The organism is Methylocystis sp. JAN1 (genome assembly GCF_052186135.1).
GTDB lineage: Bacteria > Pseudomonadota > Alphaproteobacteria > Rhizobiales > Beijerinckiaceae > Methylocystis.
Genome location: NZ_CP181499.1, coordinates 556477 through 569156, shown reverse-complemented (window position 1 = coordinate 569156; position 12680 = coordinate 556477). Strand labels below are relative to the sequence as shown.

Genomic DNA, 12680 nt, shown 5'->3' with positions numbered 1-12680 from the left:
ATTTGCGTCTTCGATTTTATGCGCGTGCGCCGATCCGGTCAAATCCTAACAGGCGCGCGGCGCCGCGCCTGCGCGCTCAACGCCGCAATTTCGCTCGAAAATCGCCGCCCTGTGAGTCGCCCGGGCAACACTCGCCGCGAAAGCGCGTGGAAACCCTGTTGAGAACGCCGCCTTTTGCTTGCCAGCGACTCGCGCCCGTGATTCAAAAGAATGCGTTAGTTTCCTCGCCAGAGCGGGCGCGTTTCGTCCGTATGGCGCTTCTCGTGTTTCGGTGCGCGTCGTATCGCCGCTGGTTCTCGCCGGCGCAGCGAACGGTGAAGGATTCTGTCGAAATCCGCGCTCGAACCGACCGCTTGGAGGTCAGATATGTCTTGGACCGATGAACGTGTCGAGCTGTTGCGCAAACTCTGGAGCGACGGCCTCAGCGCAAGTCAGGTGGCCGCCGAACTCGGTCCCGGAATCACGCGCAACGCCGTCATCGGCAAAATTCACCGGCTCGGCCTCGCCGAGCGCGCGAAAACCGCCAGCGCGCCGCGTCAGCGCGCCGCCAAGGCCCCGCGCCAGGCGACGGCCTCGGTCGCGGCTCCCGCGCCACGCGTGAACGGCCACGCCGTCCACGGCAATGTCGCGCTGGCCTTCGCGCCGCAGACCGTCGTCGTCGCCCGCGTCAATCCGGAGGAGGAAGTGGTCATTCCGATGTCTGAGCGCGTAACGCTGATGGAGCTGCGCGAGTCCATGTGCCGCTGGCCCATGGGCGATCCCACCACGCCGGAATTCCGCTTCTGCGGCGGCAAGTCGCCGATCGGCGGCGGCCCCTATTGCGCCCATCATGCGCGCATCGCCTACCAGCCGGCGCAGGATCGCCGCCGCGCGCGAGAGCAGCTCAGGGCCCCGCGCTACGCGTGATCAGGCTGCATAAAGCGGCTTCGCCCCTCGCCCCGACCCTCTCCCCGCAAAACCCCGCAAAAGGGAGAGAGAAAGCGGCTCCGGCTCATGATCCGCGTCGTGGATGACGGCCCTGCCCCTTTCCCCGCTTGCGGGGAAGGGCGAGGCCGCGAACGCCGATCTGCGACATGATCCGAACCAAGATCGCGGCGTGCGATCAATCGCGGCCGAAAGTCTCGTCGAACGAATAGCCCGAACCGCGCACGGTGCGGATCGGGTCTTTCTCCCGCCCGCGGATCAGCGCCTTGCGCAGGCGCCCGACATGAACGTCGACCGTGCGTTCGTCGATTTCCGCCGACATGCCCCAGACGCTGTCAAGGAGCTGCGCGCGCGTAAAGACGCGGCCGGGCTTCTCCATGAAATATTCGAGCAGTCGGAACTCCGTGGGACCGAGATGAATCTCCCGGCCCGAACGGCGCACGCGACGCGTCTCCCGGTCGAGATCAATGTCGCCGAGCGTCAGTTTCGACGCGACGCGCTCGGGCCTCGCGCGGCGGAGAAGCGCGCGCACGCGGGCCATCAGCTCGGGCGTCGAAAAGGGCTTCACCACATAATCGTCGGCGCCGACCGAGAGGCCGCGCACGCGCTCGGCCTCCTCCCCGCGCGCCGTCAGCATGATGATCGGCATGTCGCGCGCAACGTCGCGCGCGCGCAGCCGCCGGCAGATTTCGAGGCCGGAGACCCCCGGCAGCATCCAGTCGAGCAGCACGAGGTCGGGCGGCGACTCCGCGATGCGCAGCTCGGCTTCGTCCCCGTTATCGACATGCTCGACCTGATAGCCCTCGGATTCGAGATTGTAGACGAGCAGCGTCGCCAGCGGGATTTCATCTTCGACGACGAGGATGCGCGGCGCGCGGTCGCCTCTGGTCTCGCGAATGGCGGATTGGGGGGAAAGGGTCTCGTTCATCAGACGGGCTCGCTTTCGCCGCCCCCAAAGCCGTTGGTCCGGGCTTTCGGCCTCTCCATCGGCATGGCTTCGCCGGTGACGAGATAGACGATGGTCTCCGATATGTTCGTCGTGTGGTCGCCGATGCGCTCGAGATTCTTCGAGCAGAACAGCAGGTGCGTGCAGAAGGAGATGTTGCGCGGGTCCTCCATCATGAAGGTGAGGAGATCGCGAAACACCGAGTCCTCCAGCGCGTCGAGATCGGCGTCGTTCTCCCAGACGGCGCGCGCGCGCTCCACGTCGCGCAGCGCATAGGCGTCGAGCGCGTCCTTGAGCTGCGTCGCCGCGATCTCGTGCATCGATTTGAGGCCGACAATAGCGCGCGGCAGGCGCGCTTCCGTCGCGATCTTGAGCGTGCGCTTGGCGATGTTCTTGGCGAGATCGCCGATGCGCTCGATGTCGCCGGAGATGCGGATCGCGGCGATGCATTCGCGCAGATCGATCGCGAGGGGCTGGCGCCGCGCGATCGTCAGCACCGCCGCCTCCTCGATCTCGCGCTGAAGCGCGTCGAGCCGCGCGTCGCTCGCGACGACGCGCTTGGCGAGCTCCACGTCGAGGCTGGACAGAGCCTCCATCGCCTCGGCGAGCATTTTCTCCGCAACCCCGCCCATCTCGGAGATGCGCCTTCCGAGCGCCTCGAGGTCCCGGTCGTAGGACTTGACGATATGTTCGCTCATGGAACGTCCTTCCTCAGCCGAAACGGCCGGTGATGTAGTCCTGCGTGCGCTTCTCGCGAGGCTTGTTGAAGACCTCGTCCGTGTCGCCGAATTCGACGAGCTCGCCGAGATACATGAAAGCCGTATAGTCCGAGACGCGCACCGCCTGCTGCATGTTGTGGGTCACGATAGCGATGGTGTATTGCGCGGCCAGCTCCTCGATGAGCTCCTCGACCTTCGCGGTGGAGATGGGGTCGAGCGCCGAGCATGGTTCGTCGAACAGAATGACCTCCGGCTGCACGGCGACGCTGCGGGCGATGCAGAGACGCTGCTGCTGGCCGCCGGAGAGCCCCAGGCCGCTCGCCTGCAGCTTGTCCTTCACCTCGTCCCAGAGCGCCGCGCCGCGCAGGGCCTGCTCCACCCGCACGTCCATGTCGGCGCGCGACAGTTTTTCATAGAGACGAATGCCGAAGGCGATGTTCTCGTAGATCGACATAGGAAAGGGCGTCGGCTTCTGGAAGATCATGCCGACGCGGGCGCGCAGCGCGTTGAGGTCGATCGCCGGGTCGAGGATGTTCTCGCCGTCGAGCATAACCTCGCCCTCGGCGCGCTGGCCCGGATAGAGATCGTACATGCGGTTCAGCACGCGCAGCAGCGTGGACTTGCCGCAGCCCGACGGGCCTATGAAGGCCGTCACCTTGTTTGCGTAGAGCGGCAGCGAGATGGATTTCAGCGCGCGCGTGGCGCCGTAGTAGAAATCCAGGCTCCGCACCGAGACCTTGGTCGTATGGTCTTTCACCTGAGCGGGGGCGTTCATTTTGCTTTTCTCCGGCCGGCGCTCAAGGCGCGGGCTGTGACGGACAGAGTGAGCACGGCGATCGTGATGAGCAGCGCGCCCGTCCAGGCGAGCTGCTGCCAGTCCTTGTAAGGCGACAATGCGAACTGGAAGATGACGACCGGCAGGCTCGCCATCGGCGCATTGAGATCCGTGCTCCAGAACTGGTTGTTGAGCGCGGTGAACAGAAGCGGCGCCGTCTCGCCCGAAACGCGGGCGACGGCGAGCAACACGCCGGTGATGAGGCCGGCCTTGGCCGCGCGATAGGCGACGCGGGAGATGACGAGCGCGCGCGGCGCGCCGAGCGCCGCGGCGGCCTCGCGCAGCGAGCCCGGCACGAGAAGCAGCATGTCCTCGGTCGTGCGCAGAACGACCGGCACGACGAGGATCGAGAGCGCGACGGCGCCCGAAATGCCGGAAAAGTGTCCCATCGGCGCGACGAGAATCGTATAGACGAAGAGGCCGATGACGATCGACGGCGCGCTGAGCAGGATGTCGTTGATGAAGCGCACGACGGTCGCGAGCTTCGTGTAGCGGCCATATTCGGCCATATAGGTGCCGGCCAGCATGCCGAGCGGCGTGCCGATGGCGACGCCGATGACAGTCATGACGAGCGAGCCGGCGATGGCGTTCAGCAACCCGCCCTGGCTGCCGGGCGGCGGCGTCATTTGCGTGAAGACGGCCGGCGAGAGGCCCTTCAGGCCTTCGTAGAGCAGCGAGGCGAGAATGAGAAAAAGCCAGGCCAGGCCGAAGATGGCGGCGCCCCAGGCGAGGCCGGTCGCCAGGGAATTGCGCTTGCGGCGCGTAGCGTAAAGCGACATGGCGCGCTTCCTTATGCCGACTTCCGCTCGATGCGCATGAGCATGTAGCGCGCGATCGCGAGGACGATGAAGGTGATCACGAACAGGATGAGGCCGAGCGCGATCAGCGACGAGGTGTAGATGTCGCCGACCGCCTCGGTGAATTCATTGGCGATGGTCGCCGAGATCGTCGTGCCCGGCGCGAGCAGCGAGGCCGAGATCTTGTGGGCGTTGCCAATGACGAAAGTGACCGCCATCGTTTCGCCGAGCGCGCGGCCGAGACCGAGCATCACGCCCCCGATGACTCCGACGCGCGTATAGGGCAGCACCACGTAGCGCATCATCTCCCAGGTCGTGCAACCGACGCCCGTGGCGGCTTCCTTGAGGACCGGCGGCACGGTGTCGAATACGTCGCGCGAAATGGAGGCGATGAAGGGCAGCACCATGATGGCGAGGATGAAACCGGCCGTCAGCATGCCGATGCCGTAAGGTGGGCCGGCGAAGAGCGACGAGAGCACGGGGACGTCGCTTAAAAGCGAGATCAGGCCCGGCTGCACATAGGTCTGCACGAAGGGCGCCAGGACGAAGAGGCCCCAGATGCCGTAAATGATCGAGGGAATGCCGGCGAGCAGTTCGATGGCGACGCCGATGGGCCGCCGCAGCGCGTGCGGGCAAAGCTCCGTGAGGAAGGTCGCGACGCCAAGGCCGACCGGCACGGCGATCAGCATGGCGATGATCGACGTGACGATCGTGCCGTAGATCGCCGGCATGGCGCCGAAATTGTCGGTGACCGGGTTCCAGGCCTGCGAGAAGAGGAAACCCGCCCCGAAGGCCTTGATGGCCGGCAGCGAGCCGTGAACGAGCGAAATGATGACGCCGCCGAGAAGGAACAGGACAATGATCGCCGCGGCGCGGGTGACCTGGTGAAAGAGGCGGTCGGCGAGCGCGACCCCCGAGAGCGCCTTGGCGCGATCCGCCGCCACTGCGCGAGAAGCGGCGTCGCCTTCCATGATCACATCCGACATGTTCGCCGCCTCTCTCGATTCACGCTGCGATGACTCGATCGTCGTCATAAGGAACTCCCGGCGCCGGTTCTCGTCGAACCGGCGTCCTGATTCAATGGCGGCCCATTTTCGACCGCCGGGGCCGGCGCCGCAATCGTGCGGCGCTGCGGCATAGAGCGCGGCTCGCGAAAGGTGGCGTTTCTCGCATGAAGCGCGCTCTGATCCTGGAGCCGCAGCGCGATCTAGCGCGCGAGCGGCTTGCCGTCCGCGCCCTTCACGGCCGTCCAGCTCTTCTTGATGAGGTCGACGACGGGCTTGGGCATGGGGATGTAATCCAGCTCCTCGGCCTGTTTCGCTCCCTTGTCGAACGCCCATCCGAAGAATCTCAGCGCTTCGGATGCGGCCGCCTCGTCCTTGGAGTCCTTCGGCAGAAGGATGAAGGTGGCGGCGGCGATCGGCCATGATTTCGCGCCCGGCTCATTGGTGATGATCTGGTAGAAGCCCGGCGACTTCGCCCAATCGGCGCTGGCGGCGGCCGCCTGGAAGCTGTCCAGACCCGGCGCGACGACCTTGCCGGCGGCGTTGGCCATCTTGGCGTAGGTTAATTTATTCTGCTTGGCGTAGGCGTATTCGACATAGCCGATCGCGCCCTTGGTGTTGGATACGTTGTTGGCCACGCCTTCATTGCCCTTGGCGCCGATGCCGGCGGGCCATTCGACGGCCGACTCCTCGCCGACCTTGGACTTCCACTCCTCGGAGACCTTGGAGAGATAGTTCGTGAAGTTGAAGGTCGTGCCCGATCCGTCCGAACGATGCACGATGACGATCGGCGTCGCAGCGAGCTTCGCCTTCGGATTAAGCTTCTTGATGGCCGCGTCGTCCCAGCTCGTGATCTGTCCGAGGAAGATCTTGGCGAGCGTCGGACCGTCCAGAGCGAGGTCGCCCGGATTGACCCCGTCGAGATTGACGACCGGCACGATGCCGCCGATGACCTGCGGCCACTGAATCAGGCCGCCCGCCTCCAGCTCGTCCGCCTTCAGCGGCTTGTCGGAGGCGCCGAAAGTCACGGTGCGGGCCTTGATCTGCTTGATGCCGCCGCCGGAGCCGATCGACTGGTAATTCAGACCGTTGCCGGTCTCTTTCTTATAGGTCTCGGCCCATTTGGCGTAGATCGGATAGGGGAAGGTCGCGCCCGCGCCGGAAATGTCGAGCGCCAAAGCCGCGCCGGCCATGGCCGCGAGAGCGGCGGTCGCGACGGCGGCGCGCGTCAAAAACTTGGAGATCATTCGAGGATCGCTTTCAGCTCGAGAACAAAAGAAGAAGAGGCGCGGAGCGCCTGCTGCGACCCCGTTCTTAACGATCGGGCAAGAGAGTTTCACGACAGTTCAATTACAGTTTAATGACAAAGAAATGATATAGGCATCAGTTGGATAAAACGATACTGAGCAGTACGGGCGGCCCGGAGCCGCTGCGCCGCTCGAGGATGCCCGGGCGGCAGGCAGGCTGTCCAGAAAACGGCTCTCGGCGCCGCAGTCGTGCGAAACGGCGGGCGTTCAACCCGGATTGCCCCCCGTCGGCGCGACGGCGGGCAAGGTCACGCGGAACAGCGATCCCTCGCCGAGCGCGGAATCGATCCCCAGGCGCCCGCGATGGCGCAGCACGATATGCTTGACGATGGCCAGGCCGAGACCCGTTCCGCCCTTGGCGCGGCTCTTGCCGGCGTCGACGCGATAAAAGCGTTCGGTGAGCCGCGGAATATGCTCCTGCGCAACGCCGGGCCCATGGTCGCGCACGGAAAAAACCGCCATGGCGCCGTGCCGCGCGAGCGAGATTTCGACCGGCTTCGGCTCGCCTTCGCCGCGGCCGTATTTCAGCGCGTTCTCGATCAGGTTTTCGACGATGCGCGCAAGCTCGTCGCGGTCGCCCGGCACGATGACGTTGGACTCGAGATCAAGCGCGAGCGGCACGCCGTCTTCCTCCGCCATCGGCGTCAGCGTGTCGACGATATGCATGACGAGCGTGGTGAGATCGACGCTTTCGGCCGGGCGGACATGCATGTGCTGCTCGATGCGCGAAAGCGAGAGAAGATCGTCGATAAGCCGCGCCATGCGCTGCGCCTGCTCGCGCATGATGCTCAGGAATCTGTCGCGCGCCGCCGGATCGTTCTTCGCCGGGCCTTGCAGCGTCTCGACGAAGCCGAGAAGCGAGGCGAGCGGGGTGCGCAATTCGTGACTGGCGTTGGCTACGAAATCGACGCGCATGCGTTCGACGCGATGCGCTTCGGTCAGATCGCGCAGGCTGATCATCGCCGCCGTCTCGAAGCCCGGAAAGCGGATCGGCGCGATATGCGCCTCGAACCAGCGCTCGACCGGCAGGCGCTCGACCCAGGACGCCTTCTCCGCCTTGCCGCTTGCGAGGACGCGCGTGGCGGCGTCGAGCATGTCCGGCGAGCGCAGGCTGCGCGAAATGGGCTCGCCGACGCGCAACGCCGGCGCGAGCGCGCGCGCCGGTCCGTTGAAGGCGAGCGCATGCGTCTCCGCGTCAATGACGAAGACGGGCTCGGGGAAGGCGTCGATCACCGGGCCGAGCATGTCCTCGGCCGGCCATTTTGGCTGCGGCATAAGGCTTTCTTTCACCAATGCGTCAAGAGGCGCGCTCTTCGATGATGCGCGCGACCGCTTCGCGCAACGCGCTCCAGCGTCGCGCGCCTTCGTCGGCGCCGAGCACCGCCAGAGCGACGAGGAAGGGCAAAAAGTAATAAATCACGCGGAACAGGAGGAGCGAGGCGAGAGTGCTTTCCTGCGAGGCGCCGGGAAGCGCGTTCAGCATGGTCGCCTCGAAGACGCCGATGCCGCCCGGCGCGTGGCTGACGACGCCAAGAACGCAAGCGATGACATAGACAGCGAGAAAAGCGGAAAAATCGAGATGCGCGCCCTGCGGCAGCAGCACGTAGAGCGCGGCCGCCGCGGCGCAGAGATCGGCCGCGCCCACGACGAGCTGCGCGACCGTCGACCCGACGCCGGGCAATTCCAGCACATGCCCGCGCAGCCGGATATGGCGCGGCTCCAGCGCCACCCAGGCGCCGTATCCCGCGACGCCCGCGAGCGTCAGCACCCCCAGCGCCATGTGGACCGCGACGGGCAGGCGATCGAGCGCGGCGAGCTGCTCGGCGGCCCTGACCAGCGTGAAGCCGATGACCGTGGTCATGCCGAGCCAGAAGGTGACGCCGGTGATGACGGTGACGTTCGCGACCTGCAGCGCCGTCATCTGCACGCGCGAATAGATCCAGTAGCGCACCGCGGCGCCGGTCACGACAGGAAATCCGAGATTGAAGGCGATGGCGTAACTGGCGAAGGAGGCAAGCGCGGTGACGCGATAGGGCGCGTAATGCCGGATCTGCCGCAGGGCGGAGAAGTCATAGCCCGTAAGCGCGATATAGGAGAGCGCGGTGAAGAACAGGGCGGCCAGAATCTGCGTCCCGCTCGTCGCCCTCAGCGCATCGACGAGCTCGCCGTAGCGGATGTTGGAAAGGACGCCCGCGAGGATATAGGCGGCGAGGCCGAAAAGCGCGAGGCTCGCCATGGCGCCGAGAATATGGGTCGCGCCATGGGGCAGCCGGCTCTGGAGATTCTCGAAGAAGCTTTTGCGCCGCACGATGACGGGCAGTCCGGGCTGGGAAGAAATGGCGAGGTCCTCGTCTTTTCGCATTTACCGCTCGCGTGAATGGCGGAGCCGGTTCTTCTCAACCGGCGCGGCCGGAAGACTTCGTCCCGAAAACATGACGTCAGCATGACGAACGTTCCTCCCTAGCTTGGGAGCGGGCGGCTGTGAGTCAAGCGCGCGCCGCCAAGGATGGAGCCGGGGATTCCGCCGAATGCGGCGCGATCTAGGAAAGGCCGTGCAGGAACCAGCGCGGCGCTTGCGTCTCGCGGGCGTAAAGCCCCTCGCGAAAGAGCCAGAAAATCCGGCCGTCCCTGTCCTGCACGTGGAAATAATCCCGGGTGAGGCTGTCCAACCCTGCGCGCCACCAGGGCGGCGCGATGCGCTCCGGCCCCTCGAAAGCGACGACCTCGCGCAGCACGCGCCGCCAGCGGAAACGCAAGGGCGGGCCGTCGGGAAAGAGCGCGATGGTCTCGATGGGCTCGGGCCGCTCGAAGAGCCGCAGCGGGCGCACCGCCTCCTGCGGCGGAAAAGCCTGCGCCGCGCCGAAGGCGGCCGGGACCGCGGCCACCGTAAATTCCGGCAGATGCGCCGCCTGCGCATGGAGGCGCTGCACCCGGCGCAGACCGATGCGAGCGCCCAGCCGGTCGATGAGATCGGCGAGATCCTGATCGTCGCTTCCGCCGCGCGGCGGGGCGACGAGGGTCGCCTGCGACGGCGCTGCGCTTTCGACCTTTGTCGCGCCAAGACGCAGCGCGTCGAAGCCATAGCCCGTATCGAGCCCTTCCTCCGCGATCGCCGCGAGCCGCTCATTGAGCAAAGCGGCGAGACGGGCGGGATCGCGCTGCGGCCGGCTCGTCCCGGCGATGATGCGCTTCACCGCGCCGTCAACGCGATAGAAGACGGCCTCCAGCTGCCTGGCTCCTACGCCCGCGCGCTCCAACATGGGGCAGAGATCGGCGGCGAGACGCTTCAGCGTCGCTTCGATATCCTCGCGTCTCGTGAGCCCGTCGGGAAAGCGCCGCTCGGCGATGAAGGCCGGGGCCTCGAAGCGCGGACAGATGGGGTCGCGGATGCGGCAGGTCAGAGCATCGAGCCGCGTCAGCGCCGCGCGGCCGAAGCGGGCGGCGAGCGGCGCGCGCGGGCGCGAGAGGAGATCGCCGACAAGGCGCAGGCCGGGGCGGCGCATGGCGGCGTTTGTTTCGGCGTCGAGCCCCAGCGCGTCGATGGGGAGCGCGGCGGCGAGCGCGTCCAGTTCGTCTTGCGTCGCGCCGTCGGAGACAAGCCGCGCATTTGAGAAGCGCGCCAGCGCGCGGGCGAGCGCTGGCCCCGGCGCCAGCGCGGCGCGGACGGAAAAGCCCATGCGCAGCAGGCGGCCTTCGACCTCGTCGAGGAGCGCGGCCTCGCCGCCGGAGAGATGCGCCGCGCCCGTCACGTCGAGCAGCATTCCGTCCGGCGGATCGGCGGCGGCGAGCGGCGTGAAGCGACGACTCCAGTCGGCGAGAGCCTCGACGAGCGCGGCGTCCGCCTGCGGATCGGCCTCGGCGAGCGCCAGGGTCGGGCAGCGGGCGCGGGCGTCGGCGACCGCGAGGCCGGGGACGAGCCCGAGTTTTTGCGCGCGCGCGTCGACCGCCGTCAGCCGCTCCGCTCCCTTCACGCGGGCGTAGAGGGCGAGAACTTCAGGCGCTGCGCCGGACCAGCGACGCAACAGCCGGTCGGTCGGGAGCCTCGGCAGGAAAACGCTCAGGAAACGCATCGCGAAACGCTGCTTTGTCAGGATCGAAAACGATGTCGCGTCCTTGCGACGGATCGATTTCGCCAAAGAGGCCGGCGCGGGCCTTTAAAAGCCGCAGCCGCCAGCGGAAGGGGGCGAAGGGCGCGAGCGGGGGGCGCCGCTCCTCGGCATGAGGGCGCGCGGCGGCGACCTCCACCCGCAACTCGGCGGCGCTGGAAAAGCGGGCGGCCTCCGTCCCCTGCGGCGCGAGAAGGCCGAGCCCCCCGCCCCGGCGCGCCGCGAGCAGCAAGCGGCGCGAGGCAGAGAGATCGTAAAGGCGGGGGCCGATGAAACTCTCCGCGACGACCGCCGCGCAGGCGGGGCTTTTCAGCGCCTCCTCCATGGCCCAGAGCGTCTCCTGGGGACGCCGCGCCCGCACGAGGACGAAGCGCGACAGATCGAGCCCCGCCCCGGCGAGGCCGCGTCCATAAGGCAAGCCGAATTCCCGCGCGCTCAGATCCTCGACGATGAAGACAAGCGCCCCGCCGCCGCGCGCGGCCCGGACGCGCAGCGCCATGGCCAGCGCAAAGGCCGAAGCCGCCGGGGCGTCCGGCGGGCTGGCCGGTAAGATTTCGCTCAGACCGCCTCGTCCGGCGCCAGGCAGCGCGTCAAGAAAATCGCCCCCGGCCGCCCGCGCAGGCGGATTCGCCGCCCCGCCCCGCGCCTCGATGGCGGCGATGCGGGCCCGCAAAAAGTCGACGCGTTCCGACAAGCCGCTTTGCGACATCGGTCCCGAATTCCTGGTTTTGGCGAGAGCGCCCCGACGGCGCTGTTCGATATTTGTTCTCGACCGGAAAAGAGTCAAGCAAAAGAGTCCCGCGCCGGGGGCGCGCTTTTCCCCAAAAACCGGGTCCACTTTTTCGCCGCGCGCTCTAGCTGCCCGGGAGCCGGGGGCGCCAATCACGGGAAAAAGCCATGCCTATGATGTCGAAGGAGATGCAAAGCTGCATCGACGAATGTCTGCGCTGCTACCAGATGTGCTTCGGCATGGCGATGACGCACTGCCTCGAACAGGGCGGCGACCATGTGAAGCCGTCCCATTTCCGCGCCATGATCGCCTGCGCGAATATGTGCCGCGAAGCCGCCGACATGATGCTGATGAAGGCCCCGCAGGCGCGCGAAGTCTGCCTGCTCTGCGCGCAGGTCTGCGAGGACTGCGCCAGGGAATGCGACCCGATCCCCGACATGAAGGAATGCGCCGAGGAATGCCGGCGCTGCGCGGAAGAATGCCGCAAGATGAGCGCGCGGAAGATGGCCGCGTGAGACTTTACGACGGACAAGGCCGAGTAATATGACCGGAAAGTTGGTCATATTTCGATGAGCGCCGTCCACCTCGCCGAAGCGAAATCCCATCTTTCCGAATTGGTCGACAAGGCCGAGGCGGGAGAGGAAAAATCTGCATTACGCGCAAAGGGAAGCCGGTAGCGCGTCTCGTTCCGGCGCGCGCCGAGCGCAAGCCAATCGATATTGGGGACATGCGCAGCGTCACGCAGCGCATGTCCCGGCAGCCGGAGGACGCGGCGAGTTCCGTGCGGCGGATGCGGGAAGAGGATCGTTATTGATCCTTTACCTTGATACCTCGATCCTCGTAGCGCCGATCGCGCGCAAGAATGGACCGAAAACTTTTCAAAAGGCGCGACCTGCGCCCGGAATCCCAACCCGCATGCTCTGAGAGCCTACTTCTTTTTCAGCCCCAGAATGTAAGCCGCCACCCCGTCGGTCTCCTCAGGCGAGAGGAGGAAATTCGGCATGTTCCGGTGCGAGGAGCGCAGGAAGACTTTAAGCGACAATTCCGTCGTCGAAGGCATTTTCGCGACATCGAGGAAGCGGGGCGCCTTCGAATCCGGACTCTTTGCGTCGGGCTCCGCGCCGACGGCGTGACAGGAGGCGCAGGTCTCTTCCGCGAGACGCCTGCCCACGGCCGGATCGGGGCCCTGGGCGAGAGCCGGCGCGACGGCGGAGAGGAAAACGGCAATGGTCGACAAAAGCGCCAGTCTCATTTTCTTCTCCCAACTTTTTCCAATCCGATCGCATCGGATGTTTATCGCGCCTTCTTTCCG

General features: G+C 66.4%; 13 protein-coding genes and 1 pseudogene. 3 read left to right on the top strand and 11 right to left on the bottom strand.

Annotation, left to right across the window (positions count from 1 at the left end; all coding sequences use genetic code 11):
• Positions 1–366 precede the first annotated feature (366 nt).
• A complete protein-coding gene (locus ACNHKD_RS02680; RefSeq protein WP_442755589.1) occupies positions 367–906 on the top strand; it encodes a GcrA family cell cycle regulator in 540 nt (179 codons plus the stop codon).
• A gap of 196 nt (positions 907–1102) precedes the next feature.
• Here ACNHKD_RS02680 and phoB read toward each other — a convergent pair whose 3' ends face one another.
• The 10 genes from phoB to ACNHKD_RS02630 all read right to left on the bottom strand — a co-directional run bounded on the left by phoB (position 1103) and on the right by ACNHKD_RS02630 (position 11347).
• On the bottom strand, positions 1103–1852 hold the full coding sequence (gene phoB / locus ACNHKD_RS02675; RefSeq protein WP_442755588.1) for a phosphate regulon transcriptional regulator PhoB: 750 nt from the start codon (positions 1850–1852) through the stop codon (positions 1103–1105).
• Positions 1852–2568, bottom strand: coding sequence for a phosphate signaling complex protein PhoU (phoU, locus tag ACNHKD_RS02670; protein WP_442755587.1), 717 nt, complete (start codon positions 2566–2568; stop codon positions 1852–1854). The genes phoB and phoU overlap by 1 nt, the downstream gene beginning before the upstream one ends.
• Before the next feature lie 13 nt (positions 2569–2581).
• A complete protein-coding gene (gene pstB / locus ACNHKD_RS02665) occupies positions 2582–3364 on the bottom strand; it encodes a phosphate ABC transporter ATP-binding protein PstB (protein WP_442755586.1) in 783 nt (260 codons plus the stop codon).
• Entirely contained in the window at positions 3361–4203 is an 843-nt protein-coding gene (gene pstA / locus ACNHKD_RS02660) for a phosphate ABC transporter permease PstA (protein ID WP_442755585.1), read from the bottom strand. Before pstA ends, pstB begins: the two co-directional genes overlap by 4 nt.
• An 11-nt stretch (positions 4204–4214) precedes the next feature.
• Positions 4215–5207, bottom strand: a complete 993-nt coding sequence (gene pstC, locus ACNHKD_RS02655) for a phosphate ABC transporter permease subunit PstC (protein WP_442756818.1) — start codon at positions 5205–5207, stop codon at positions 4215–4217.
• Between the two features lie 221 nt (positions 5208–5428).
• Positions 5429–6472, bottom strand: a complete 1044-nt coding sequence (gene pstS, locus ACNHKD_RS02650) for a phosphate ABC transporter substrate-binding protein PstS (protein WP_442755584.1) — start codon at positions 6470–6472, stop codon at positions 5429–5431.
• A 267-nt stretch (positions 6473–6739) separates the two neighbouring features.
• On the bottom strand, positions 6740–7807 hold the full coding sequence (locus ACNHKD_RS02645) for an ATP-binding protein (protein ID WP_442755583.1): 1068 nt from the start codon (positions 7805–7807) through the stop codon (positions 6740–6742).
• A gap of 22 nt (positions 7808–7829) precedes the next feature.
• On the bottom strand, positions 7830–8894 hold the full coding sequence (locus ACNHKD_RS02640) for a UPF0104 family protein (protein WP_442755582.1): 1065 nt from the start codon (positions 8892–8894) through the stop codon (positions 7830–7832).
• Between the two features lie 178 nt (positions 8895–9072).
• The gene (locus ACNHKD_RS02635) at positions 9073–10602 is read right to left on the bottom strand and encodes a Y-family DNA polymerase (RefSeq protein WP_442755581.1); all 1530 of its coding nucleotides are present in this window, start codon (positions 10600–10602) and stop codon (positions 9073–9075) included.
• Positions 10526–11347 (bottom strand): ImuA family protein, encoded by an 822-nt coding sequence (locus ACNHKD_RS02630; RefSeq protein WP_442755580.1) that lies wholly within the window; start codon positions 11345–11347, stop codon positions 10526–10528. The genes ACNHKD_RS02635 and ACNHKD_RS02630 overlap by 77 nt, the downstream gene beginning before the upstream one ends.
• A 188-nt stretch (positions 11348–11535) precedes the next feature.
• On the opposite strand from ACNHKD_RS02630, the gene ACNHKD_RS02625 reads away from it, so the two are divergent.
• Positions 11536–11883, top strand: a complete 348-nt coding sequence (locus tag ACNHKD_RS02625) for a four-helix bundle copper-binding protein (protein WP_442755579.1) — start codon at positions 11536–11538, stop codon at positions 11881–11883.
• A 54-nt stretch (positions 11884–11937) separates the two neighbouring features.
• A pseudogene (locus tag ACNHKD_RS02620) lies at positions 11938–12182 on the top strand (type II toxin-antitoxin system Phd/YefM family antitoxin).
• A 114-nt stretch (positions 12183–12296) separates the two neighbouring features.
• Here the strand turns inward: ACNHKD_RS02620 and ACNHKD_RS02615 are convergent.
• A complete protein-coding gene (locus ACNHKD_RS02615; RefSeq protein ID WP_442755578.1) occupies positions 12297–12620 on the bottom strand; it encodes a c-type cytochrome in 324 nt (107 codons plus the stop codon).
• Positions 12621–12680 lie beyond the last annotated feature (60 nt).